Below are 22,072 nucleotides of genomic sequence, written 5' to 3' on the forward strand. Positions count from 1 at the left end.
GGCCGCCGCGCCGCGCTCGCGGCCGGGCTGACCGCGGTGCGGGCCCGGATCGCCGACGCCTGCGCCGCCGCCGGCCGGGACCCGTCCGGGGTGACGATGATCGCGGTGACCAAGACGTACCCGGCCGGCGACGCGGTCGCGCTGGCCGGGCTCGGGGTCACCGACCTGGGGGAGAACCGGGACCAGGAGGCCGCGCCGAAGGCGGAGGAGGTGGCGGCGGCCGGCGCGGACGTCCGCTGGCACTTCATCGGTCAGCTGCAACGCAACAAGGCCCGCTCGGTGGTGCGCTACGCCGACGTGGTGCACTCCGTGGACAGCGTCCGGCTGGCCCGCGCGCTGGCGTCGGCGGCCGACGCCGGCCGGGACCGTCCGCTGGAGACGTTGGTGCAGGTCAGCCTGGACGGTGACCCGGCGCGTGGCGGTGCCCTGCCGGACGCGGCCGACCCCGACCGGGGGCTCGGCCCGGTGGCCGAGACGCTGGCCGGCGCGGGGGCGCTGCGGTTGGCCGGGCTGATGGCGGTGGCGCCGCTGGGCTGGGAACCGGAACGGGCGTTCGCCCGGCTGGCCGAGGTGGCGGCGGCGTTCCGGGTCGGGTATCCGACGGCCACCGTGCTCTCCGCCGGGATGAGCGGCGACCTGGAGGCGGCCATCGGGTACGGCGCGACACATGTCCGCGTCGGCAGCGCGTTGCTCGGAATGCGTTCCACGCTGCGGTAGCCTGACCGCGATAGAAGCAAATTACATCAGTGTTGTTCAGGGGTGGCGCCCCCGGTCGGGGGCCACGACGGGCGAGCCGCGAATCGCACGTCGGGGATTGCCGCTCTGATCCGGTGGGCATGGAGTCCACTCGCGATCATGGCGACACGGCACGGGGGTGCGTGCCGCACGGCGGACGGAAGGGCGCGGGATGGGTGCACTGCGCAAGGCGGGGGTCTGGCTCGGTCTCGTCGAGGAGGACGACGAGCGGGGCTACGACGAGGGCTACGACAAGCCCGGCTACCGCGAGTCGCGGTACCGGTCGAGCCGGTACGCCGAGGAGTTCGCCGACGACGACGAGGACGACGCGGAGGAGCCGCCGGCGCCGCGTCCGCGCCTCGGTGACCGGGGCCGGCTGACCGAGCGGTCGAGCCGGCTCGCCGAGGCCGACCGGGCCGACGACGAGCGTCCGGAACGCGCCGAGCGGCCGGAGCGCCCGGAGCGGGCCAGCGTCCGGTCGATCACCCGGTCCGGTGGCGCGGACACCTCGGGCGTGCTGAGCTACCACACGCGGGACAACCTCGCGCTGGCGCCGCAGGCGTCGCCCCGGGAGCGGCCGGTGGTGGCCGAGGAGGAGCAGCGCTACCAGATCACCACCCTGCACCCGACCACCTACCGCGAGGCGCGGACCATCGGCGAGCACTTCCGCGACGGCGTCCCGGTGATCATCAACCTCACCGAGATGGACGAGGCCGACGCCCGCCGGCTGGTGGACTTCGCCGCCGGGCTGGCGTTCGGGCTGCGCGGTACGATCGAGCGCGTGACCAACCGGGTGTTCCTGCTCTCACCGGCCAACGTCCAGGTCACCGCGGAGGACAAAGCCAAGATCGCTGAGGGCGGCTTTTTCTCCCTGAGCTAAGTCCACCCGACCGAGGGACGTCGCTGCCGTGTTGTCGATCATGTTCCAGCTGCTCTACCTGATCTTGTACGTCTTCCTTATCGTGCTGTTGGCCCGATTCGTTCTCGGTGCCGTCCTCCAGTACGGTCGTCGGTGGCAACCGGGGCGTGGCGCGTCCGCCGGACTCGAGTCCGTGTGGAGCGTCACTGATCCGCCTCTCAAGGCGTTGAGGCGGGTGATCCCCCCACTGCGAATTGGTACCGTGAGCATCGACCTGGCCTCCCTTGTGCTCCTGGTTATCCTGTTCGTGCTGATGAGGTTTGTGTTAGATCCGCTGATCAGGAACTTCTCCTGACCAGCGCGCGCTTTCGCGGCCGCAACTGACCCGAGGAGTTTCGATGCCGCTGACACCGGCCGACGTGCACAACGTCGCCTTCAAAAAGCCGCCGATCGGCAAGCGGGGGTACGACGAGGAGGAGGTCGACGCCTTCCTGGACGAGGTCGAGCGTGAGCTTGCCCGTCTGATCGAGGAGAACAACGAGCTGCGCGCCCAGGTGGAGCGCGGCGGTCGTGGTGGGGCCCCTGCCGGCCCCGGTGGCGATGCCCGGCTGGCGGCGGAGCTCAACGACGTCAAGGCCCAGCTCGACCGGGTGCAGCGCGACAAGGCCGCCGCCGAGCAGGCCGCCCGCGCCATGCAGGCCGAGCTGGAGCAGGTCCGCACCACCGGTGGCCCGGCCGTCGGCGGCGACGGCGAGCAGCAGGCGCTGCGGGTGCTGATGATGGCCCAGCGCACCGCCGACGACCACGTCTCCGACGCCCGTCGGGAGGCCGACCAGCTGCTCTCCGAGGCGCGCTCCAAGGCCGAGGAGGTCACCCGCGAGGCGCGGGCCAAGGCCGACGCGCTGGAGCGCGACGCCCGTCAGCGGCACCAGGAGGCCATGGGCGGCCTGGACGCCAAGCGGACCGCGTTGCAGAAGCACATCGAGGAGCTCAAGCAGTTCGAGCGCGAGTACCGCACCCGGCTCAAGGCGTACCTGGAGAGCCAGCTGCGGGACCTCGACGGTCGGGGTCAGGGCCTTGAGGCCGAGATGACCCGCGCCGAGGGCACCCGTGCCGTCGGCGGCAACGGCCTCGCCGCGGCCGGCCTCGCCGGCTCGTACGGCGGCGGTCGCTCCGGCGCCCTCGAAGCAGGTCGCTGATCCACGGTCGGCGGCCGTCCCCCGACGGTCGCCGACCCAGCCACGACCCACGACGCGGCGGGGGTGAGCCGTGCTAGTCGCCAGTCTGCTGCTCATCCTCGTCGCGGTCGTCCTGCTGGCGTTCGGTCTCGTCGACGGCTCCAGCACGTTGTTGATCAGTTCCATCGCGGCCAGTCTGCTGGCCGCCGTCGCGTTGGTGGCCGGTGCCCGCCAGGCAGCCGTCACCCGGGCGAGGGCGGCGGACCAGGCGCAGGCGCGGGGTCGGGGCGCGACGGAGTCCCGCCCGACCACCCCGCCGGCCGCGACCACGCCGTCGGACGAACCGACGACGTACCCTGCGACGACGTTCGGCACCGGTGACGCCGGGTGGCGGCAACCACCCGGCGCGCCGGTGTCCGGCGACCCCGTCGACCTGTCCACCCGGCCCGACGCCGGTGCCTGGGAGCCCGACGCGGAGGCCCCCTGGGAGCCCGTCCTCGTGTCCGCCGCGCCGGACCGGACGACCTCCGGCCGCGCCGACCCGGCGACCGACCGCGCCCCCGACCCGACCACCGGTCCCGACCGGCCCGACCCGGACGACCCGCGGCGGGACCCGGCGGACGACCCGGCCTGGGCGGCCGGGGACGATCTCGCGCCACCCTGGGAGCACCCGGACGACGCCGAGTCGCCGTGGGACCCGCCGGCCCAGCGGGTCCCGCCCGCCGACGCCGCCCGGGTGGCCCAGCTCGACGCCGAGGTGCGGGTGGTCGACGGGCACCCCCGCTACCATCTGCTCTCCTGCGCCCACCTGATCGAACGGGACCACGAGCCGCTGCCGGTGCACGAGGCGGTCGCCCTCGGGTTCACCCCGTGCGGTCTGTGCAACCCGGATACCGCCCTGCTCGCCGACACCTACCCCCGCTGAGGCCGGTGTCGATGCCCACGGACGACACGGTGACCGTCGCGGTGCGGGTCAAGCCCGGCGCGTCCCGACCCCGGGTCGGCGGCTGCTTCACCGGCCCGCACGGGCCCGCCCTGGTGATCGCCGTGACCGCACCGGCCGTGGACGGCCGGGCCACCGAGGCGGCCCGCCGGGCGTTGGCCGGGGCGCTGGGGGTCCGCCCGGCGGCGGTGGCGTTGCGCACCGGCGTGGCCAGCCGGGACAAGCTCTTCCTGGTGGACGGGGTGACGCCGGAGGTCACCGCGCTGCTGCGGCGGCTGCGCGACGGATCGGCCGGGTGACGGGGCCCCGGGTGGGGCGCCCGTGACGCCGGGACTGGATCTCGCCCTGCTCCTCGGGGCGGCCGTGCTGCTGGTGGCGATCGGCGCGGTGCGGTTCTCCACCCGGCTGGGCGTGCCGAGTCTGCTGGTCTATCTCGCGCTCGGGGTGGCGATCGGCGAGGCCGGGCTGGGTATCCGGTTCGACGACGCCGAGCTGACCCGGATGCTGGGGTTCTGCGCGCTGATCGTGATCATCGCCGAGGGTGGGCTCACCGCCCGGTGGAGCACCCTGCGCCCGGTGCTCGGGCTGGCCGGCGCGCTGTCCACCGTCGGGGTGCTGGTCAGCATCGTCGTCGTCGGTCTCGTGGTGCACCTGCTGCTCGGGCTGGACTGGCGGTTGGCGCTGCTCTACGGCGCGGTGCTCTCCTCCACCGACGCGGCGGCGGTCTTCGCCACGCTGCGCCGGCTGCGGCTGCCGCCCCGGCTGGTGGCCGCCCTGGAGGCCGAGTCGGGCATGAACGACGCCCCGGTGGTGATCCTGGTGGTGCTGCTGTCGCGCACCGGGCCGGTGGAGCACCCGTGGTGGTTCGAGGTCTTCCTGGTCGGCTACGAGCTGGGGGTGGGTGCGGCGGTGGGGTTGGCCGCCGGGCTGGCCGGCCGGTTCGCGCTGCGCCGGGCGGCACTGCCGTCGTCCGGGTTGTACCCGATCGCCGCGGTCGGGTTCACCGTGCTGGCGTACGCGGCCGGGGCGGTGCTGCACGCCTCCGGGTTCCTCGCCGTCTACGTGGCGGGGGTGCTGCTCGGCAACGCCCGGTTGCCGCACCGGCAGGCCATCCTGGGGTTCGCCGACGGGCTGGCCTGGCTGGCCCAGATCGGGCTGTTCGTGCTGCTCGGGCTGTTGGCCACGCCGGAGCGGCTGCACACCGCGCTGGTGCCGGCGGTGGTGACCGGGCTGGCCCTGCTGCTGCTGGCCCGGCCGCTGTCGGTGCTGGTGTCGGCGTTGCCGTTCCGGGTGGGCCTGCGCGAGCAGCTCTTCCTGTCCTGGGCGGGGCTGCGTGGCGCGGTGCCGATCGTGCTGGCCACCATCCCGTTGTCGGCCCGGGTGCCCGGGGCGGACCGGCTGTTCGACGCGGTCTTCGTGCTGGTGGTGATCTTCACGGTGCTCCAGGCGGGCACGCTCGCGCCGGCCGCCCGCCGGTTGCGGGTGACCGCCCCCGCCGAGCCGGCCGAGATCCGGGTGGAGACCGCTCCGCTGGAGCGGATGCGGGCGGACCTGCTCCAGTTGGAGGTGCCGGCGGGGTCCCGGCTGGCCGGGGTGCACGTGGACGAGTTGCGGTTGCCGGTGGGCGCGTCGGTGACCCTGGTGCTGCGCGACGGGGTGGGGTTCGTGCCGGGCGCGGACACTCGGCTCAAGACCGGGGACAGCATGTTGATCGTGGCGACCGCCGGGGTGCGGGACGAGGCGGAGCGGCGGCTGCGGGCGGTCAGCCGGCGGGGTCGCCTGGCGAGGTGGTTCGGCGAGTACGGCGAGGATCGGGACGGCTGATCTGCTAGTCTTCGTTTTGCCCCAATTAGCGGTTATTAGGGGCTGAATAGCGGTACGACAGTGCGGCACGTTGTCGGACGCCTGTACGTTCCGTATTCTTGCCAACCTCCGGAGTGCGCGGCCACCGTTGCCGTGCGCCCGTTTTGTTACCCGGGGACGCCACGTCGGCGGACCCTGTCCGGGCACCGCCGAGCGCCGCGTCCCGCGGCTGAGGGAGCTGACGATGGCGAAGCCAGCCGACACCAGGACCGCCGGTCGCAAACCGACGGCGAAGGCCACCCGCAGCACGGCGGAGACCGAGAAGATCCGGGCGGCCCTGGCGGCCCGACGGGACGAGCTGCGTGCCGAGTACGATCAGACGCTGAGCGAGATCACCGAGCTGCAGCGCGACCGGTTGACCGACTCGGCCGGGGACGACCAGGCCGACACCGGCACCAAGACGTTCGAGCGCGAGCAGGAGATCTCCCTCGCCAACAGCATCCGGGAACGGATCACCCAGGTCGAGCGTGCCCTGGAGCGGCTCGACGAGGGCGGCTACGGATGGTGCGAGCGGTGCGGGAACCCGATCCCGGTGGAGCGGCTCGCCGCCTTCCCGTCGGCGACCCTCTGCGTGACCTGCAAGCAGCTGGAGGAGCGGCGCTGACGTCCGCTCCCCGGTGACCTCGCGAGACGGCGGACCTGCGTCGTCGGGACAGTCGATGGGGAGTCGATGACCACAGCACCGACCGCCGGACCCGGCACCACCGAGCCGGCCGGCCGTACGCCCCGCCGCAGGGCGGTCGTGCTCCTCGTCGGCATCGCGCTGCTCGCGCTGCTGACGGATCTGCTCACCAAGCACCTCGCCCTGCAACTGCTCGACGACCGCCCGCCGGTCCGCCTGCTCGGCGGGGCGGTCTACCTCACCCTGACCCGCAACAGCGGCGCGGCGTGGAGCATCGGCGCCGACCACACCTGGGTGTTCCCGCTGATCACCATCGGGGTGGTCGGCTGGATCACCTGGATGGCGCTGCGGCTGCGCTCGCTGCCCTGGGCGGTCTCGCTGGGGCTGGTGCTGGGCGGGGCGCTGGGCAACCTCACCGACCGGATCTTCCGCGCGCCCGGCCACTTCGTCGGGCACGTGGTGGACATGGTCAGCCTCTTCGACCCGTACGGCCAGGTCTGGCCGGTGTTCAACCTGGCCGACAGCTGCCTGGTCTCCGGGGTGCTGCTGGCCGTGCTGCTGGAGCTGACCGGCCGGCAACGCGACGGGCGGCGGATCGGGGCCAAGGGCGACGCCGCCGCCCCGGCGACGACCGGGCCGCCCGCCGGGCCGGTGCCCGCCGAGACCGCGCCGACCGACGCCGAACCCCGGGAGCGGGCATGACCTCCACCGCCACCGGTGGCGACCACCGGTCCCTGCCCGTCCCGGACGGCCTCGACGGCATGCGGCTCGACCAGGCGGTGTCCCGGCTGTTCGGGCTCTCCCGCACCGCCGCCGCCGCGCTCGTCGACGCCGGGGACGCCCTCGTCGACGGCGCGGCCCGGCAGAACTCGCACAAGGTACGGGCCGGATCCTGGCTGGAGGTGACGCTGCCCGCCCCGGTCGCGCCGCCGACCGTGGTCCCGCAGGCCGTCCCCGGGCTGACCGTGGTCTACGCCGACGACGACATCGTCGTGGTGGACAAGCCGGTCGGGGTGGCCGCCCACCCCAGCCCCGGCTGGACCGGCCCGACCGTCATCGGCGGCCTGGCCGCGATCGGGCACCGGATCTCCACCAGCGGGGCCGCCGAGCGGCAGGGCGTGGTGCACCGCCTCGACGTGGGCACCACCGGGATCATGGCGGTGGCCAAGAGCGAGCAGGCGTACACCGCGCTCAAGCGGGCGTTCAAGTACCGCGAGGTGGAGAAGCGCTACCACGCCGTGGTCCAGGGGCACCCCGACCCGTCACGCGGCACCATCGACGCCCCGATCGACAGGCACCCGCACCACGACTACCGCTGGGCGGTGGTCTCCGACGGCAAGCCGAGCATCACCCACTACGACACGATCGAGGCGTTCCCGGCGGCCAGCCTGCTCGACGTCCGGCTGGAGACGGGGCGTACCCACCAGATCCGGGTGCACTTCTCGACCCTGCGGCACCCCTGCGTCGGCGACCTCACCTACGGCGCCGACCCGACCCTGTCGGCCCGGCTCGAACTGCGCCGGCAGTGGCTGCACGCCAGGTCGTTGACCTTCGCCCACCCGCGCACCGGCGACGACGTGACCTTCGTCAGCGAGTACCCGGACGACCTGGCCCGCGCGCTGACGATCCTGCGCGACTGACCGTGCGGCACGACCCGTCGGGCGACCCCGGGGTGGACGGCGACGACGCCCCGGCGACCGGCGTCCCGGCCGCGGTCGCGTCCCGGCCGGCCCGGTGGCTGGTCACCGCGGCGGTGTTCGCCGTCGGCGCGGTGCTGCTCGCCGTCGGCTGGTCGGCCCGCCGGCCGGCACCCGTCGGTGACCGTACGGTCGGGCAGGTGACCCGGGTCGGGGTGCTGCCCGGGGATTCGCTGCCCGGCTACGTCACCGCCGCCGGGGCCGAGCTCGCCGGGCTGACCGCCGGGGCGTACGCGCTGGTGAGCTTCGACGGGTACGTCCCGCCGGACCGGCTGCCGGCGCTGCTGGCCGGCGTCGAGGTCACGGCGGTGGTGGTCCGGGTGCCGCTGCCCGCCCGGCAGACCGAGGTGGTCCGGCTGCCGGCGCAACTGCTGCCGCAGGACGTCACCGCCGGCATGGCCGGCCTCGCCGACCGCAAGGACCGGGAGGCCGCCGACCAGCGCACCCGGGCCGCCGCCAGCACCGACCCGACCACCCGCCGGGGGTACGAGACCGGGGCGCAGGTCGCCGCGCGGGAGGCGGCCGGCTATCGGTCGGCGTGCGCCTGCGTCTACGCGGCGGTGGTCCGGGCCGAGCCGCCCGCCCTGCGCGCCACGGCCGGGCGGGACGGGGTCCGCGCGGTCGACCCGGCCCCGGAGGTGACCCGGCTGGACCGGACGGTCTTCCTGCCGCCGCTGCCGGAGCAGCGGGACGTGGCCCGGCCCCCCGCCGACACCGCCCCACCACCCGCCTGACCGCTCCCGCCGCCCGGACCCGGGTCGCCCGCCTGACCCGCTCCGGCCGGGCCGCCGGTCCGGTACACCCCTGCACCCGGGGCCGCCGGCCGGCCCGGTCGGGACGGCTGCGGACCCGGGCAGGACGGCTGCCGGACCCGCCCGGGACGTCCCGCCGGAGCGGGTGGACGTCCCGTCGACCGGCCCGGACGTCCGGCGGCGGGTCCCGGCGGCGGGTACGGCGATGGGCGATTCGTCGGAAGGAGCACCCGGTGTGATCGCCCCGGTACGGTCGCCGACCGGGGCGGGGCCGGGCCGGCCGCTGCCGACCCCGCTCCCACCTCCCCGGACTCCCGTCGCGGTGCGTCGCCCGTCCGATCGCGGTAAGTATTGTCCCCGGGAGATGTGTGCAGACCGGTGTGGTCCGAATAGGGTTTCGTTCGTAGCCTGTCAGGCGGAGATCGACGGCGCGGGAGGGCGAGCCTTGGACGGCACCGAGACCGGCTGGGGCCGGTCGGCCGAACCGGCACCGCGATGGCGGACGCTCTTCGAGCGCGCCCGCCTCGGTGGACGCGCCGCCGAACCGGCGGAGCCGGACCGCCGTGGCGAGGACGCGCCCCGGGAGCCGCTGCCCGGCCGGGTGCCCGGTGGCGGCTGGTCCGGCCGGGGGTCGGCCGCCGTGCCGCCACCGCCCGACCCGGGCTACCGACCCGATCCCGGTCACGGCCCCGATCCGGGCTACCGCGCCGGCGCCAGCTACCGGGTGGACCCGGGCCACCGGGCCGACCCGGGCTATCCCGTCGACCAGGGTTACCGGGCCGAGCCGGGCTATCCGGCCGATCCCGGCTACCGTGCGCCCGGCGGCTACCCGGCCGATCCCGGCTACCTGCCGGAGCCGGCCCGGCCGCCGGAGCCGCCGGTCGTCCCGTCCCGCTACGCGCTGCTCGACAGCGGCTACCGGGCCGAGCCGCCGCCCCCCGAGTCCCGGTACGCGCTGCTCGACAACGGCTACCGCTCGCCCGGCTACGCGCCCCCGGAGCCGACGTACCAGCCGCCGCAACCCGCGTATCCCGAGCCGGCGGCGTATCCCGAGCCCGGATACCCGGCGACGCCGACGTACCAGCCGGAGCCGGTCTACCAGCCCGAGCCGACCTACCAGCCGGAGCCGACGTACCAACCCGAGCCGACGTACCAGCCGGAGCCGGCGGCGTACCCGCCGGCGGTGACCGCCGACCGGGGCTACCCGGCCCGGATCGAGCCGGCCCGCATCGAGTGGCGGCAGCAGGGCCCCCAGGACGAGCAGGAGCGGGCCGCCGGCATCCTCCGCCGCGACCTGGGCACCCCCCGGGTGCTCGCGTTCGCCAACCCCAAGGGCGGGGTGCACAAGACCACCGCCACGGTGCTCGCCGCCGCCACCGTCGGCAGCGTCCGGGGCCGGGGGGTGCTCGCCTGGGACGACAACGAGCTGCGCGGCACCCTCGGCCTGCGCGCCGGCAGCGCCCGGCACGCCCGGACGATCCGGCACCTGATCAGCGACCTGGCGCACATCGAGATCCGGGACGGCGCGGAGCTGCTGGAGTCCCTCGACGACTACCTGCGGCACGCCTCCGACGGCTCGTACGACGTGCTGGCCGGGGAGGAGAGCCCCCGGTTTGCCCAGCGGCTCGACCAGTTCACCGTCAAGCGGGTGCTGGAGCTGCTGCGCCGCACCCACGACGTGGTCTGCGTGGACACCGGCAACAACGTGGAGAGCCCCAACTGGCGGACCGTCATGCACGCCGCCGACCAGCTCGTGGTGACCACCGTGCCCCGCGAGGACGCCGCGTTCAGCGCCGACTGGATGCTCGACCTGCTGCACGAGGAGGGCATGGGCGAGCTGGCCGACAACGCGGTCACCCTGATCTCCTGCCCGACCCCCGGCCGGTCGACCCTCCAGGACGACCTGGAGCGGCACTTCGCCACCCGTACCCGGGCCGTCGCCGTGGTGCCGTACGACCCGGTGTTGGAGACCGGCTCGTCGATCGAGTACCACCAGCTCCAGGCGGAGACCCGGGCCGCGTGGCTGCGGGCCGCGTCGGTGATGCTGGAACCGTTCGCCCGGTGAGGGGTGGTACGGGCTCCGCCGCCCCGCCGTACCGCTCCGCCTGAGAGGATCATCGGGTGAGCCCGGACACCCCCGATCCGCACCGCCCCGCCGACACCCCGGCGGGCGCCGCGCCCACCCCGCACGCCGTCCCCACCGGTGCGCCGGCCGACGGGCCGCCCGCCGATCGGCCGCCCACAGACGGGCCGCCCGCCGACGGGCCACCGGCCGGGCAGCGGTACGACCCGGGCGGGTCGTACCTGCCGTGGCCGCCGCCGTCCGGCTGGCCGACGCAGCCGGGGGAGCCGCGACCCCGGCACACCCGGGCGGTGGCGGCCGGCCTGGTGCTGGGCCTGACCGGGCTGGGGGTGCCGCTGGGGTTGCTCTGGGCCGCGCTGGCCCCGGACACCCCGGTGCTCAAGACCGCCGAGGGCGCCGTCTACGCCCAACCCCAGCCGGAGCAGCCGATCGCCGCCGACGGCTGGTTCAGCCTGCTCGGGCTCGGTTTCGGGGTGCTCGCCGCGATCGCGGTGTGGACGCTGCTGCGCCGCCGACGCGGGCCGGTGAACCTGGTCGCGGTGACCGTCGGCGCGCTCGGCACCGCCCTGGTCGCCTGGCAGGTGGGCCGCCGGATCGGGCTGGACGGCTACCAGCGGCTGCTCGACACAGCCCCCGCCGGTACGTCCTTCGACAAGCCGGCCGACCTGCGGGCCGGGGGCATCGACCGGCTCTTCGGCGTGCTGCCCGTGCCGTACGGCAACCTGCTGCTGGCCGCGTTCGCCGCCGCCGTCACGTACACCCTGCTGGCCGGCTGGTCGCGGTGGCCGTCGCTGCGCCCGGAGCCGGAGCCCGGCGGACCCGGCTGGCCGGACGCCCCCGGTGCCGTCGGCGGGGCCGGCGGGGTCAGTTGGGGGTCGGCGGGGACGCCAGCTCCGACAGCGGCACCGGAACCGCCCGCACCTGGCGCAGCAGGGCCGACTCGCGGTTGAGCAGCCGCAGCTCGGCGCGGAGCCGGGCGGCGGTGTCGTCGATGGCGAGCAGCCGTTGCCGGTCGGCCAGGGTCAGCACGGCGGTGGCCGCCACCAGGTGCGACAGCACCGTCGGGTCCTCCGGGAGCTGCTCGGACAGCTCCTGCGGGTCGTCCCGGATCAGGCCCAGGTACTGCCGGAACACCGCGATCACCCGGGCCGCCAGCAGCTCGGCGGCCTCGTCCGGGCCGGTCGGCTCGGGCAGCCACTCGACGTCGGCGGTCAGGTAGGGGGCGGCCTCCCGGTCGACCCCGGCGACCCGGAACCGCCGCCGGCCCACCGTGACGATGTCGAAGCCACCGTCGTCCAGCTCGGTGACCTGACGCAGCTCGGCGGTGCAGCCGACCTCGTGCAGGGTCACGTCGCCGCCGCCCGGGGTGGCCCGGCCCGCGCCCGGGGCGACCTCCCAGCCGGAGCGGATGGCCAGCACACCGAACTCGCGGGGCACCCCCTCGGGTCGCCCGACCAGGTCCCGCACCAGGTGGCGGTACCGCTCCTCGAAGATGTGCAACGGCAGCACCAGACCCGGGAAGAGCACCGTTGCGAGGGGAAACACCGGCAGCCGTGCGGTCACGCGTCCGAGCGTAGCCCGATCCGGCGCGGTCGGCGTGTCCCGGCTCACCGTCCCGCGGTACGGGCGGCGCGGGTCGCCCTCCGGGCCGCCGCCTAGACTCGGGGGCGTGTTGAAACGGATCGACCTGCGCGGCGGGGTTTCCGACCCGCGTCGCCTGCTGCCCCGTGCCCAGCTCGACGTCTCCGTGGCGGTCGAGCGGATCCGCCCGCTCGTCGAGGCGGTCCGGGACCACGGGTACCCGGCGATCCGGGAGGCCAGCGAGCGGTTCGACGGCGTCTGCCCGCCGGTGCTGCGGGTCCCGACCGAGGCGATCGCCGAGGCCGAGGAGGTGCTCGACCCCGACGTGCGGGCCGCGCTGCTGGAGTCGATCGCCCGCGCCCGCCGGGTGCACGACGACCAGCGGCGCACCGACCACACCACCCAGGTCGTGCCGGGCGGCACGGTCACCGAGCGCTGGGTGCCGGTCGACCGGGTCGGCCTCTACGTCCCCGGCGGGCTGGCGATGTACCCGTCGACCGTGGTGATGAACGTGGTGCCGGCCCAGGCGGCCGGGGTCCGTTCGCTGGTGGTGGTCAGCCCGCCGCAGCAGGACAACGGCGGCCTTCCCGATGCCCGGGTGCTGGCCGCCTGCGCGCTGCTCGGCGTCGACGAGGTGTACGCCGTCGGCGGCGCCCAGGCCGTCGCCATGCTGGCGTACGGGTCGACCGTCGACGCCGCGGGCACCCGGCGCTGCGCGCCGGTCGACATGATCACCGGGCCGGGCAACATCTGGGTGACCGCCGCCAAGCGGCTGCTGCGCGGCGTGGTCGGCATCGACGCCGAGGCCGGCCCGACCGAGATCGCCGTCCTGGCAGACGACACCGCCGACCCGGCGCACGTCGCCGCCGACCTGATCAGCCAGGCCGAGCACGACCCGTTGGCGGCCAGCGTGCTGGTCACCCCGTCGGTCGAGCTGGCCGACGCGGTCGACCGGGAGCTGGCCCGGCAGGTGCCGGCGACCAAGCACGCCGAGCGGGTCGGCACCGCGCTCGGCGGGGAGCAGAGCGGCGTCGTGCTGGTCGACGACCTGGCCGACGGGCTGCGGGTGGTCGACGCGTACGCCGCCGAGCACCTGGAGATCCAGACCCGCGACGCCCGCGACTGGGCGCTGCGGGTCCGCAACGCCGGGGCGATCTTCGTGGGGCCGTGGGCGCCGGTGTCGCTCGGCGACTACTGCGCCGGCTCCAACCACGTGCTGCCCACCGGGGGTTGCGCCCGGCACTCGTCGGGGCTGTCCGTGCAGTCCTTCCTGCGCGGGGTGCACCTGGTGGAGTACACCCGCGAGGCGCTGCGGGACGTCGCGCCGCACGTGGTGACCCTGGCCACCGTGGAGGACCTGCCGGCGCACGGGCAGGCGGTCGCGGTGCGGTTCGCCGGGGAGGCGTCGTGACCACCCTGGACGACCTGCCGATCCGCGACGACCTGCGGGGCCGGTCGCCGTACGGGGCGCCGCAGCTCGACGTGGCGGTCCGGTTGAACACCAACGAGAACTCCTACCCCGTGCCCGAGCCGGTGGTGGAGGCGATCGGCAAGGCGCTCGCCGCCGAGCTGCGCGACCTCAACCGCTACCCGGACCGCGAGGCGCTGGCGCTGCGCGCCGACCTGGCCGGCTACCTGGGGCACGGGATCACCGCCGACCAGGTGTGGGCGGCCAACGGCTCCAACGAGATCCAGCAGCAGCTGCTCCAGGCGTTCGGCGGGCCGGGACGCAGCGCGTTGGGCTTCGTGCCGGCGTACTCGATGCACCCGTTGCTGGCCCTGGGCACCGGCACCCGGTGGGTGCCGGCGCAGCGGGGGGTGGATTTCGGGCTGACCGCCGACGAGGCGGTCGCCGAGGTCCGGGCGCACCGCCCCGACGTGGTCTTCCTCTGCTCGCCGAACAACCCGACCGGCACCGCGCTCGACCCGGCGGTGGTCGCCGCCGTCCTCGACGTCGCCCCCGGCATGGTGGTCCTCGACGAGGCGTACGCCGAGTTCGCCCGGCCCGGCACGGCCAGCGCCCTGACCCTGCTCCCCGGGCACCCGCGGCTGGTGGTGACCCGGACGATGAGCAAGGCGTTCGGCTTCGCCGGCGGCCGGCTGGGCTACCTGGCCGCCGACCCGGCGGTGGTGGCGGCGGTGCAGCTCGTCCGGCTGCCCTACCACCTCTCGGCGCTCACCCAGGCCGCCGCCCGCGCGGCGCTGGCCCACCGCGACGTCCTGCTCGGCACCGTCGACGCGATCAAGGAACAGCGGGACCGGATCGTGACGACCCTGCGGGCCCGGGGGCACCGGGTGGCCGACAGCGACGCCAACTTCGTGCTGTTCGCCGTCGGCGACGACCAGTCGGCGGCCTGGCGGACCCTGCTCGACGCCGGGGTGCTGGTGCGCGACGTGGGCCTGCCCGGCTGGCTGCGGGTCACCGCCGGCACCCCCGCCGAGACCGACGCCTTCCTCACCGCGATGGAGAAACTGTCATGAGTCGCACCGCCCGGGTGGAGCGGATCACCAAGGAGACCAAGGTCCTCGTCGAGATCGACCTCGACGGCACCGGCCGGGCCGAGATCAGCACCGGGGTCGGTTTCTACGACCACATGCTCCACCAGATCGCCCGGCACGGCGGCTTCGACCTGACCGTGCGCACCGTCGGTGACCTGGAGATCGACGCCCACCACACGATGGAGGACACCGCGCTGGCCCTGGGCGCCGCGTTCGACCAGGCGCTGGGGGACAAGGCCGGCATCCGGCGGTACGGCTCGGCCACCGTCCCGATGGACGAGGTGCTCGTCCGGGCCGCCGTCGACCTGTCCGGCCGCCCGTACGTGGTGCACGACGAGCCGGCGCTGTCGCCGTACATCGGGCCGGTCTACCCGACCAGCATGACCCGGCACATCTGGGAGTCCTTCGGCCAGGCGGCCCGGGTCACCCTGCACGTGGACGTGCTGCGCTCGGCCCGGCCGGGCGGCCACCCGGACGCGCACCACGTGGTGGAGGCCCAGTTCAAGGCGGTCTCCCGGGCGCTGCGGGAGGCCACCGCGCTCGACCCGCGCAGCGCCGGTGTGGTGCCCAGCACCAAGGGCGCGCTGTGAGCGGCCCGGCCCGGGGCGGAGGGCGGCGCTGATGGGCCCGGTGCTGCCGACCCTGCTGCTGATCCTCGCCGGCATCCTGGTCGGTGGGGCCTGGTCGTTGTACCGGCAGGACGCGCCGCGCGGTGCGATCGTGGTCACCGGGCTGCTCGCCGTGCTGGCCACCGTCGGCGGGGTGCTCTGGCTGCTACCCGGGGAGGGCTGATGGGCGGGCACGTCGCCGGCGCGGGCAAGCGGATCGTGGTGCTCGACTACGGCTCGGGCAACCTGCGTTCGGCCGAGCGGGCGCTGGCCCACGCCGGGGCGGACGTGACCGTCACCGCCGACCTGACCGCCGCCGCCGGGGCCGACGGCCTGGTGGTGCCGGGTGTCGGCGCGTACGCGGCCTGCATGGCCGGGATCGAGGCGCTGGGCGCCGGCCCGGTGATCGCCGAACGGGTCGCCGCCGGTCGCCCGGTGCTCGGCATCTGCGTCGGCATGCAGGTGCTCTTCGCGCACGGCGACGAGCACGGCGTGGTGACCAAGGGGCTGGGGCTGCTGCCGGGTGGGGTGACCCGGCTGCCCGCCGACCGGCTGCCGCACATGGGCTGGAACACCGTCGCCCCGCCGGACGGGTCGGTGCTGTTCGCCGGGCTGCCCGCCGAGAGCCGGTTCTATTTCGTGCACTCCTACGGGGTGCTCGACCGGGCGGCGCTGGACGAGGTGGGCGCCCGGGTGACCACCGCCCGCCACGGCGGCGACTTCGTCGCGGCGGTGGAGTGGGGTCCGCTGTCGGCCGCCCAGTTCCACCCGGAGAAGTCGGCCGAGACGGGTGCGGTGCTGCTGCGCAACTGGCTGGCCACGGTTGACTGAGATCCGGGGCGGCGCGTCCGGCCGGACCGGGTCGGGTGCGCGGTGAGCAAGGAGCGGGCCCGTCGGCGGGCTGTCCGGGAGGCGCAGGCCGCCCGCGACCGGGTCGTACGGCAGCGCAAGCTGGCCCGTCGGCAGCGCCGCCGCGCCCTGGTCCGCCGGGTCACCCCGCAGTGGCGGCGCGGCCGGACGGGCCGGCTGGCCCGGCGTACCCGGGGCGAGCGGGCCGCCATCGTCGGGCTGACCGCGGCGGCGCTGGCGCTGATCTGGGTGTTCGTCGACGATCTCGCGCTGCGGGTGGCGCTGGTCGTGCTGTTGCTTCTGGTCCTGCCGGCGATCGTGGTGATCGCCCTGGACCGTCGGATCTGAACGAGGAGTAGGAAACGTGAGCCTGACCCTGTTGCCCGCCGTGGACGTCGCCGACGGCCAGGCCGTCCGGCTGGTGCAGGGCGCCGCCGGCAGCGAGACCGCCTACGGCGACCCGCTCGACGCGGCGTTGGCCTGGCAGAACGACGGCGCGGAGTGGATCCACCTGGTCGACCTGGACGCCGCGTTCGGCCGGGGCTCCAACGCCGCGCTGCTGGCCGAGGTGGTCGGCAAGCTGGACGTGCGGGTGGAGTTGTCCGGTGGCATCCGCGACGACGCGTCGCTGCGCGCCGCGCTGGGCACCGGGGCGGCGCGGGTGAACATCGGCACCGCCGCGTTGGAGGACCCGCAGTGGTGTGACCGGATCTGCGCCGAGTACGGCGACCGGGTGGCGATCGGTCTGGACGTGCGGGGTCGTACCCTCTCGGCGCGGGGCTGGACCCGCGACGGCGGTGACCTGTGGGAGGTGCTGGCCCGGCTGGACGCCGCCGGCGCGTCCCGGTACGTGGTGACCGACATCACCAAGGACGGCACGATGCGCGGGCCGAACCTGGACCTGCTGCGGGAGGTGTGTGCCCGTACCGACGCCCCGGTGATCGCCTCGGGCGGCGTGTCGACCCTGGACGACCTGCGGGCCCTGGCGACTCTGGAGGAGGCCGGCGTGGAGGGTGTGATCGCCGGCAAGGCGCTGTACGCGGGCGCGTTCACGGTGGCCGAGGCGTTGGCGACGCTGCGGGCCGCGGGGTGACCGACGCGGCCGGGCCGGACGACGGCACCGTCACCCGGCTCGGCTCGGGCGGCCCGTGGGAGGCCCGGTACGGCTACTCCCGGGTGGTCCGGGCCGGCCGCTCGGCCTGGACGTCGGGCTGCACGTCGACGGTCGACGGGGTGGTGACGCACGTGGGTGACGCGGCGGCGCAGACCGCCCAGGCGTTGCGGATCGGCCTGTCCGCGCTGGCCGAGGTGGGTGCGGGTCCCACCGACGTGGTGCGGACCCGGATGTACGTGACCGACCGGCTCTTCGTCGACGAGGTGGGCCGGGCGCACCAGGCGGTCTTCGGCGCGGTCCGGCCGGCCGCCACGATGGTCGTCGTGGCGGGCCTGCTCGATCCGGACCATCTGGTTGAGATCGAGTTGGAGGCGCATCTTCCGCCGTCCTGACCGGCCCGCCGGCCCAATCCGGCCCGCCGGCCCGGTCCCGGCCGGTCGGTCGGGTCGGGAGACGGCTGTCACTCCCGGCCCAGATAAGTTGTGCACACAATTGAATTGCGGGCTACCTTTGCCGGGTGAGTGACCATCTGGTGTTGCGCGACCAGGTCTGCTTCGCGCTCTACGCGGCCTCCCGGGCGCTCACCGACGTGTACCGGCCCATCCTCGACGAGTTCGGGCTCACCTACCCGCAGTACCTGGTGCTGCTGGTGCTCTGGGAGCGCGGCGACGACCCGCCCACGGTCTCCGAGCTGGGCGCCGCGCTCCGGCTCGACTCCGGCACCCTCTCCCCGCTGCTCAAGCGGCTGGCGGCGGCGGGCCTGGTGGTCCGCACCCGTTCGGCGCACGACGAGCGACGGGTGGAGGTGGGGCTGACCGCCGAGGGCGCGGCCCTGCGCCAGCGGATGACCGACGTGCCGCTGCGGGTGGCCTGTTCCACCGGCCTCGACGAAGCCGAGCTGGTCGCGTTGCGCGACACCCTCACCCGGGTCACCGAGACGATCCACCGACAGAAGGAGCAGTGATCCCCATGCAGGTGCTCTACACCGCCTCCGCGACGGCCACCGGCGACGGGCGCGACGGCCACGTCCGCACCTCCGACTCCACCGTCGACCTGGACCTGGCCGTGCCGAAGGAGATGGGCGGCGCCGGTGGCGCGGCCAACCCCGAGCAGCTCTTCGCCGCCGGCTACGCGGCCTGCTTCCACTCCGCGCTGCGCGTGGTCGCCCGCCGGGCCAAGGCCGACGTCACCGGCTCGGTCGTCGAGGCCGAGGTCGGCATCGGCGCGAACGGCAGCGGCGGCTTCGGACTGGCCGTCACCCTGGTGGTGGACCTGCCGGCCGTCGAGCGCGCCGCCGCCGGGCAGCTCGTCGAGGCCGCCCACCAGGTCTGCCCCTACTCCAACGCCACCCGGGGCAACATCGAGGTGACCCTCACCGTGCGCGAGGCCGCTGCGGCCTGACCGCCGCACCAGGGCCACCACCATCGGGTACGAGAGGACGACACCGTATGAGCAGCAACCGTGAGATCCACCTGGCCTCCCGCCCGCAGGGCTGGCCGACCGCCGACAACTTCCGCCTGGTCGACACCGGGGTGCCCACCCCCGGGCCGGGGCAGATCGTGGTCCGCAACCAGTTCATCTCGGTCGACCCGTACATGCGGGGCCGGATGAACGACGTCAAGTCCTACGTGCCGCCGTTCGCCCTCGACGCGCCGCTCGACGGCGGCGCGGTCGGCGAGGTGGTGGCCGGCGGCGGCGACGGGATCAGCGTCGGCGACACCGTGCTGCACGGGCTCGGCTGGCGCGAGTACGCGCTGCTCGACGCCGGGTCCGCCCGCCGGGTCGACCCGGACCTCGCCCCGGTCACCGCCTACCTGAGCGTGCTCGGGATGACCGGGCTGACCGCGTACGCCGGGCTGCTCGACGTGGCGGCGATGCGGCCGGGGGAGACGGTCTTCGTCTCCGGCGCGGCCGGCGCGGTGGGCAGCATGGTCGGCCAGATCGCCAAGCTGCGGGGCGCCGGCCGGGTGGTCGGCAGCGCCGGCTCGCCGGCCAAGGTGGCCCGGTTGACGGAGCTCGGCTTCGACGCCGCCTTCGACTACCACGACGGCCCGGTACGCGACGCGCTGAAGGCCGCCGCCCCGGACGGGATCGACGTCTACTTCGACAACGTGGGCGGCGAGCACCTGGAGGCGGCGATCGGGGCGATGAACCTGCACGGCCGGGCCGCCATCTGCGGGATGATCGCCCAGTACAACGCGGCCGAGCCGCCGGCCGCGCCGCGCAACCTGGCGCTGGTCATCGGCAAGCGGCTCACCCTGCGCGGCTTCCTGGTCGGCGACCACGGTGGCCTGCGCGAGCAGTTCGTCACCGAGGTCGGCGGCTGGCTGCGCGAGGGGCGGCTCTCCTACGACGAGACGATCGTCGACGGCATCGAGAACGCCCCCGAGGCGTTCCTCGGCCTCCTACGCGGCGAAAACCTCGGCAAAATGCTCGTCCGCATCTGACCCCCCGCCCCCCTCGCCGACAGCGGTGATCAAGAGGTTTGCGTCACCCTTCGAGATCGAACTGACGCAAACCTCTTGATCACCGGGGGCAGGGCCGGGCGGGGCAGGGCCGGGCGGGGCAGGGCCGGGCGGGGTGGGGCCGGCGGGGTGGGGGCGTTGGATAGGCTCGGCGCATGACGGTGGCGGTGCGGGTGATCCCGTGTCTGGACGTGGACGCCGGTCGGGTGGTCAAGGGGGTCAACTTCCTCGACCTGCGCGACGCCGGTGACCCGGTGGAGCTGGCGGCGGCGTACGACCGGGCCGGCGCGGACGAGTTGACCTTCCTGGACGTCACCGCCTCCGCAAGCGACCGGGGCACCATGCTCGACGTGGTGCGCCGCACCGCCGAGTCGGTCTTCATCCCGCTCACCGTCGGCGGCGGGGTACGCCAGGTCGCCGACGTGGACACCCTGCTGCGCGCCGGGGCCGACAAGGTGGGGGTGAACACCGCCGCCATCGCCCGTCCCGGGCTGATCGCCGAGATCGCCGACCGGTTCGGCCGGCAGGTGCTGGTGCTCTCGCTGGACGTCCGGCGGGCCCCCGCCGGGACCACCCCCAGCGGTTTCGAGGTGACCACCCACGGGGGCCGCCGGGGCACCGGGCTCGACGCGGTCGAGTGGGCGGCGCGCGGGGCCGAGCTGGGCGCGGGGGAGATCCTGCTCAACTCGATGGACGCCGACGGCACCAAGGCCGGCTTCGACCTGACCCTGATCGAGGCGGTCCGCGCGGTGGTCGACGTGCCGGTGATCGCCAGCGGCGGCGCCGGCCGGGTGGCGCACTTCCCGCCCGCGATCGGCGCGGGTGCCGACGCGGTGCTGGCCGCCAGCGTCTTCCACTTCGGCGAGCTGACCGTCGGCGAGGTCAAGGACGCCCTGCGCGACGCGGGCCACCCCGTGCGCTGACCTGTGGCCGCGCGGGCCACCCCCGGGTGCGCCGACCCGCGCCCGGGCGGGCGGTCAGCGCCCGCTCTGCCCCTCGGGCGAGCGGCGGGGGGCCGGGATCGAGCGGACCACGTACTCCTGTACGGCGGCGGCGTGCTCCTCCTCGGCCAGTTGCCAGTCCGCGCTGCCCGGGGCGTGCCGCCGGACGAGCACCCCCTGCATGCTGTCGACCGTGCCACCCACCCCGGCCCGGGGCCGGGTACGCCAGAGCTGCTCACCGTCCGGGGTGATCCGGAACCAGCCGTCGGAGACGGTGACCAGCCCCGCGCCGACCAGCCGCCGGACCGCTGTCTCCACGTCCTGCCGTTCGGGTATCGCCTGGTTGAGGTGGTCGGCGGTGGACAGCACGTCGGTGAGCCGTACCCCCTCCGGGCGGCGGGAATCCGCCGCCCGCCGGTGCCGCCCGGCCCCGCTGGCGATCACCAGTGACACGAAGATCCAGGCGTCCGTCCAGCGCCACGCGTTCTCCCCCATGCACGAATGATGCCCGTAGGTGTCCGTTGAGGAAACACCTACTTTCCCCCTGTCCTGTCAGCGCAGCTCAGCGTGCTCGGTTCCGGACGCAGCGCCGCGCGGCGGGGTGGACACCGGTGCCGGGGCGCCGGTTCGCGGGGCGGTGGGGGTCGCCGCCGGCGGATCGGGGAGGGCGAAACGGGGGATGAAGAACTGGGCCAGCGGGCCGATGCCGAGCGCGTACGCGACGGTGCCGACGCCGACCGTGCCGCCGAGCAGCCAGCCCAGGGCCAGCACGGTGACCTCGATCACGGTGCGGACGAGCCGGACCGAGCGGCCCGGCCGGCGGGCGACGTACCCGGTCATCAGGCCGTCGCGGGGGCCGGGGCCGAGCCGGGCGCCGAGGTAGAGGCCGGTGGCGGCGCCGTTGGCGACGATGCCGCCGAGCAGCAGGGCGATCCGGGCGGGCAGCGGCCACCCGGCCGGCAGCAGGGCCACCGTGGCGTCGACCACCAGCCCGATCACCACCACGTTGCTCACCGTGCCGAGCCCGGGGCGTTGCCGCAGCGGAATCCAGAGCAGCAGCACCACCGCGCCGACCGCGATGGTCACGGTGCCGAACGACAGGCCGGTCTGCCGGGACAACCCCTGGTGGAAGACGTCCCACGGGTCCAGGCCGAGCCCGGAACGGATCATCATGGCCATGCTGACCCCGTAGAGGACCAGCCCGGCGTAGAGCTGGGTGAGCCGTCGGCCGGGCCGGTGCCGGAGATTGCCAATCGGAGCCATGCATGCCACCCTAGGGTCCA

Annotated in this window: 28 protein-coding genes; 25 read left to right on the forward strand and 3 right to left on the reverse strand. The window is 75.0% G+C overall.

Going from position 1 to position 22,072, the window contains the following annotated elements:
• The 13 genes from H1A17_RS20755 to H1A17_RS20815 form a co-directional block, all read left to right on the forward strand.
• The coding region (locus tag H1A17_RS20755) for a YggS family pyridoxal phosphate-dependent enzyme (protein ID WP_194822699.1) at positions 1–717 on the forward strand (717 nt) is incomplete at its 5' end.
• Positions 718–907: 190 nt separating this feature from the next.
• Positions 908–1,615, forward strand: a complete 708-nt coding sequence (locus H1A17_RS20760; RefSeq protein ID WP_194822700.1) for a cell division protein SepF — start codon at positions 908–910, stop codon at positions 1,613–1,615.
• Between the two features lie 28 nt (positions 1,616–1,643).
• Positions 1,644–1,949, forward strand: coding sequence for a YggT family protein (locus tag H1A17_RS20765; protein WP_088643046.1), 306 nt, complete (start codon positions 1,644–1,646; stop codon positions 1,947–1,949).
• Between the two features lie 43 nt (positions 1,950–1,992).
• Positions 1,993–2,793 carry a DivIVA domain-containing protein gene (locus tag H1A17_RS20770; protein ID WP_088643047.1) on the forward strand — a complete coding sequence of 267 codons (801 nt, stop codon included), beginning with the start codon at positions 1,993–1,995 and terminating at the stop codon, positions 2,791–2,793.
• 70 nt (positions 2,794–2,863) lie between these two features.
• Complete coding sequence (locus H1A17_RS20775; RefSeq protein WP_194822701.1) at positions 2,864–3,697, forward strand: hypothetical protein; 834 nt, start codon at positions 2,864–2,866, stop codon at positions 3,695–3,697.
• An 11-nt stretch (positions 3,698–3,708) separates the two neighbouring features.
• Positions 3,709–4,014, forward strand: coding sequence for a DUF167 domain-containing protein (locus tag H1A17_RS20780; protein WP_194822702.1), 306 nt, complete (start codon positions 3,709–3,711; stop codon positions 4,012–4,014).
• 22 nt (positions 4,015–4,036) lie between these two features.
• A complete protein-coding gene (locus H1A17_RS20785; protein WP_145920974.1) occupies positions 4,037–5,539 on the forward strand; it encodes a potassium/proton antiporter in 1,503 nt (500 codons plus the stop codon).
• Positions 5,540–5,762: 223 nt separating this feature from the next.
• Positions 5,763–6,182, forward strand: a complete 420-nt coding sequence (locus tag H1A17_RS20790; protein WP_088643050.1) for a TraR/DksA C4-type zinc finger protein — start codon at positions 5,763–5,765, stop codon at positions 6,180–6,182.
• Positions 6,183–6,248: 66 nt separating this feature from the next.
• Positions 6,249–6,902, forward strand: coding sequence for a signal peptidase II (lspA, locus tag H1A17_RS20795; RefSeq protein WP_145920973.1), 654 nt, complete (start codon positions 6,249–6,251; stop codon positions 6,900–6,902).
• On the forward strand, positions 6,899–7,840 hold the full coding sequence (locus H1A17_RS20800; protein ID WP_145920972.1) for an RluA family pseudouridine synthase: 942 nt from the start codon (positions 6,899–6,901) through the stop codon (positions 7,838–7,840). The genes lspA and H1A17_RS20800 overlap by 4 nt, the downstream gene beginning before the upstream one ends.
• A gap of 2 nt (positions 7,841–7,842) precedes the next feature.
• The gene (locus H1A17_RS20805; protein WP_194822703.1) at positions 7,843–8,631 is read left to right on the forward strand and encodes a hypothetical protein; all 789 of its coding nucleotides are present in this window, start codon (positions 7,843–7,845) and stop codon (positions 8,629–8,631) included.
• Between the two features lie 463 nt (positions 8,632–9,094).
• Positions 9,095–10,714, forward strand: a complete 1,620-nt coding sequence (locus H1A17_RS20810) for an AAA family ATPase (protein ID WP_145922956.1) — start codon at positions 9,095–9,097, stop codon at positions 10,712–10,714.
• 56 nt (positions 10,715–10,770) lie between these two features.
• The gene (locus tag H1A17_RS20815; protein ID WP_194822704.1) at positions 10,771–11,682 is read left to right on the forward strand and encodes a DUF2567 domain-containing protein; all 912 of its coding nucleotides are present in this window, start codon (positions 10,771–10,773) and stop codon (positions 11,680–11,682) included.
• Here H1A17_RS20815 and H1A17_RS20820 read toward each other — a convergent pair.
• A complete protein-coding gene (locus H1A17_RS20820; protein ID WP_145920970.1) occupies positions 11,597–12,295 on the reverse strand; it encodes an LON peptidase substrate-binding domain-containing protein in 699 nt (232 codons plus the stop codon). The genes H1A17_RS20815 and H1A17_RS20820 overlap by 86 nt on opposite strands.
• 106 nt (positions 12,296–12,401) lie before the next feature.
• Between H1A17_RS20820 and hisD the strand changes: the two genes are divergently transcribed.
• From hisD to hisF, 12 genes are all read left to right on the forward strand, one after another.
• A complete protein-coding gene (hisD, locus tag H1A17_RS20825) occupies positions 12,402–13,724 on the forward strand; it encodes a histidinol dehydrogenase (RefSeq protein ID WP_194822705.1) in 1,323 nt (440 codons plus the stop codon).
• Entirely contained in the window at positions 13,721–14,794 is a 1,074-nt protein-coding gene (locus tag H1A17_RS20830) for a histidinol-phosphate transaminase (RefSeq protein ID WP_145920968.1), read from the forward strand. The genes hisD and H1A17_RS20830 overlap by 4 nt, the downstream gene beginning before the upstream one ends.
• A complete protein-coding gene (hisB, locus tag H1A17_RS20835) occupies positions 14,791–15,402 on the forward strand; it encodes an imidazoleglycerol-phosphate dehydratase HisB (RefSeq protein WP_145920967.1) in 612 nt (203 codons plus the stop codon). Before H1A17_RS20830 ends, hisB begins: the two co-directional genes overlap by 4 nt.
• Positions 15,403–15,433: 31 nt before the next feature.
• Entirely contained in the window at positions 15,434–15,604 is a 171-nt protein-coding gene (locus H1A17_RS20840) for a hypothetical protein (RefSeq protein ID WP_168222542.1), read from the forward strand.
• On the forward strand, positions 15,604–16,251 hold the full coding sequence (hisH, locus tag H1A17_RS20845) for an imidazole glycerol phosphate synthase subunit HisH (RefSeq protein WP_145920966.1): 648 nt from the start codon (positions 15,604–15,606) through the stop codon (positions 16,249–16,251). Before H1A17_RS20840 ends, hisH begins: the two co-directional genes overlap by 1 nt.
• A 42-nt stretch (positions 16,252–16,293) precedes the next feature.
• Positions 16,294–16,617, forward strand: a complete 324-nt coding sequence (locus tag H1A17_RS20850; RefSeq protein WP_145920965.1) for a hypothetical protein — start codon at positions 16,294–16,296, stop codon at positions 16,615–16,617.
• A gap of 16 nt (positions 16,618–16,633) precedes the next feature.
• Positions 16,634–17,362 (forward strand): bifunctional 1-(5-phosphoribosyl)-5-((5-phosphoribosylamino)methylideneamino)imidazole-4-carboxamide isomerase/phosphoribosylanthranilate isomerase PriA, encoded by a 729-nt coding sequence (gene priA / locus H1A17_RS20855; protein ID WP_145920964.1) that lies wholly within the window; start codon positions 16,634–16,636, stop codon positions 17,360–17,362.
• Positions 17,359–17,775 (forward strand): RidA family protein, encoded by a 417-nt coding sequence (locus tag H1A17_RS20860; RefSeq protein ID WP_145920963.1) that lies wholly within the window; start codon positions 17,359–17,361, stop codon positions 17,773–17,775. Before priA ends, H1A17_RS20860 begins: the two co-directional genes overlap by 4 nt.
• 125 nt (positions 17,776–17,900) lie before the next feature.
• Positions 17,901–18,347 (forward strand): MarR family winged helix-turn-helix transcriptional regulator, encoded by a 447-nt coding sequence (locus H1A17_RS20865; RefSeq protein ID WP_145920962.1) that lies wholly within the window; start codon positions 17,901–17,903, stop codon positions 18,345–18,347.
• Between the two features lie 5 nt (positions 18,348–18,352).
• Complete coding sequence (locus H1A17_RS20870; protein WP_145922955.1) at positions 18,353–18,784, forward strand: organic hydroperoxide resistance protein; 432 nt, start codon at positions 18,353–18,355, stop codon at positions 18,782–18,784.
• Positions 18,785–18,831: 47 nt separating this feature from the next.
• The gene (locus H1A17_RS20875) at positions 18,832–19,830 is read left to right on the forward strand and encodes an NADP-dependent oxidoreductase (protein WP_145920961.1); all 999 of its coding nucleotides are present in this window, start codon (positions 18,832–18,834) and stop codon (positions 19,828–19,830) included.
• Between the two features lie 173 nt (positions 19,831–20,003).
• Positions 20,004–20,771 (forward strand): imidazole glycerol phosphate synthase subunit HisF, encoded by a 768-nt coding sequence (gene hisF / locus H1A17_RS20880; RefSeq protein WP_145920960.1) that lies wholly within the window; start codon positions 20,004–20,006, stop codon positions 20,769–20,771.
• A gap of 54 nt (positions 20,772–20,825) precedes the next feature.
• On the opposite strand, the gene H1A17_RS20885 is transcribed toward hisF, so the two are convergent.
• Both H1A17_RS20885 and H1A17_RS20890 read right to left on the reverse strand, forming a co-directional pair.
• Entirely contained in the window at positions 20,826–21,284 is a 459-nt protein-coding gene (locus H1A17_RS20885; RefSeq protein ID WP_145920959.1) for a hypothetical protein, read from the reverse strand.
• Between the two features lie 57 nt (positions 21,285–21,341).
• Positions 21,342–22,052 (reverse strand): YitT family protein, encoded by a 711-nt coding sequence (locus tag H1A17_RS20890; protein ID WP_194822706.1) that lies wholly within the window; start codon positions 22,050–22,052, stop codon positions 21,342–21,344.
• Positions 22,053–22,072: the final 20 nt, after the last annotated feature.

The sequence above is a fragment of the Micromonospora sp. S-DT3-3-22 genome (assembly GCF_015354745.1).
Taxonomy (GTDB): domain Bacteria; phylum Actinomycetota; class Actinomycetes; order Mycobacteriales; family Micromonosporaceae; genus Micromonospora; species Micromonospora wenchangensis.

Coding starts and splice junctions, on each gene's coding strand:
- H1A17_RS20760 (WP_194822700.1), top strand. CDS start 908: ATGGGTGCACTGCGCAAGGCGGGGGTCTGGCTCGGTCTCGTCGAGGAG.
- H1A17_RS20770 (WP_088643047.1), top strand. CDS start 1,993: ATGCCGCTGACACCGGCCGACGTGCACAACGTCGCCTTCAAAAAGCCG.
- H1A17_RS20780 (WP_194822702.1), top strand. CDS start 3,709: ATGCCCACGGACGACACGGTGACCGTCGCGGTGCGGGTCAAGCCCGGC.
- H1A17_RS20790 (WP_088643050.1), top strand. CDS start 5,763: ATGGCGAAGCCAGCCGACACCAGGACCGCCGGTCGCAAACCGACGGCG.
- lspA (WP_145920973.1), top strand. CDS start 6,249: ATGACCACAGCACCGACCGCCGGACCCGGCACCACCGAGCCGGCCGGC.
- H1A17_RS20800 (WP_145920972.1), top strand. CDS start 6,899: ATGACCTCCACCGCCACCGGTGGCGACCACCGGTCCCTGCCCGTCCCG.
- hisB (WP_145920967.1), top strand. CDS start 14,791: ATGAGTCGCACCGCCCGGGTGGAGCGGATCACCAAGGAGACCAAGGTC.
- H1A17_RS20840 (WP_168222542.1), top strand. CDS start 15,434: ATGGGCCCGGTGCTGCCGACCCTGCTGCTGATCCTCGCCGGCATCCTG.
- hisH (WP_145920966.1), top strand. CDS start 15,604: ATGGGCGGGCACGTCGCCGGCGCGGGCAAGCGGATCGTGGTGCTCGAC.
- H1A17_RS20870 (WP_145922955.1), top strand. CDS start 18,353: ATGCAGGTGCTCTACACCGCCTCCGCGACGGCCACCGGCGACGGGCGC.
- H1A17_RS20875 (WP_145920961.1), top strand. CDS start 18,832: ATGAGCAGCAACCGTGAGATCCACCTGGCCTCCCGCCCGCAGGGCTGG.
- hisF (WP_145920960.1), top strand. CDS start 20,004: ATGACGGTGGCGGTGCGGGTGATCCCGTGTCTGGACGTGGACGCCGGT.
- H1A17_RS20885 (WP_145920959.1), bottom strand. CDS start 21,284: ATGGGGGAGAACGCGTGGCGCTGGACGGACGCCTGGATCTTCGTGTCA.
- H1A17_RS20890 (WP_194822706.1), bottom strand. CDS start 22,052: ATGGCTCCGATTGGCAATCTCCGGCACCGGCCCGGCCGACGGCTCACC.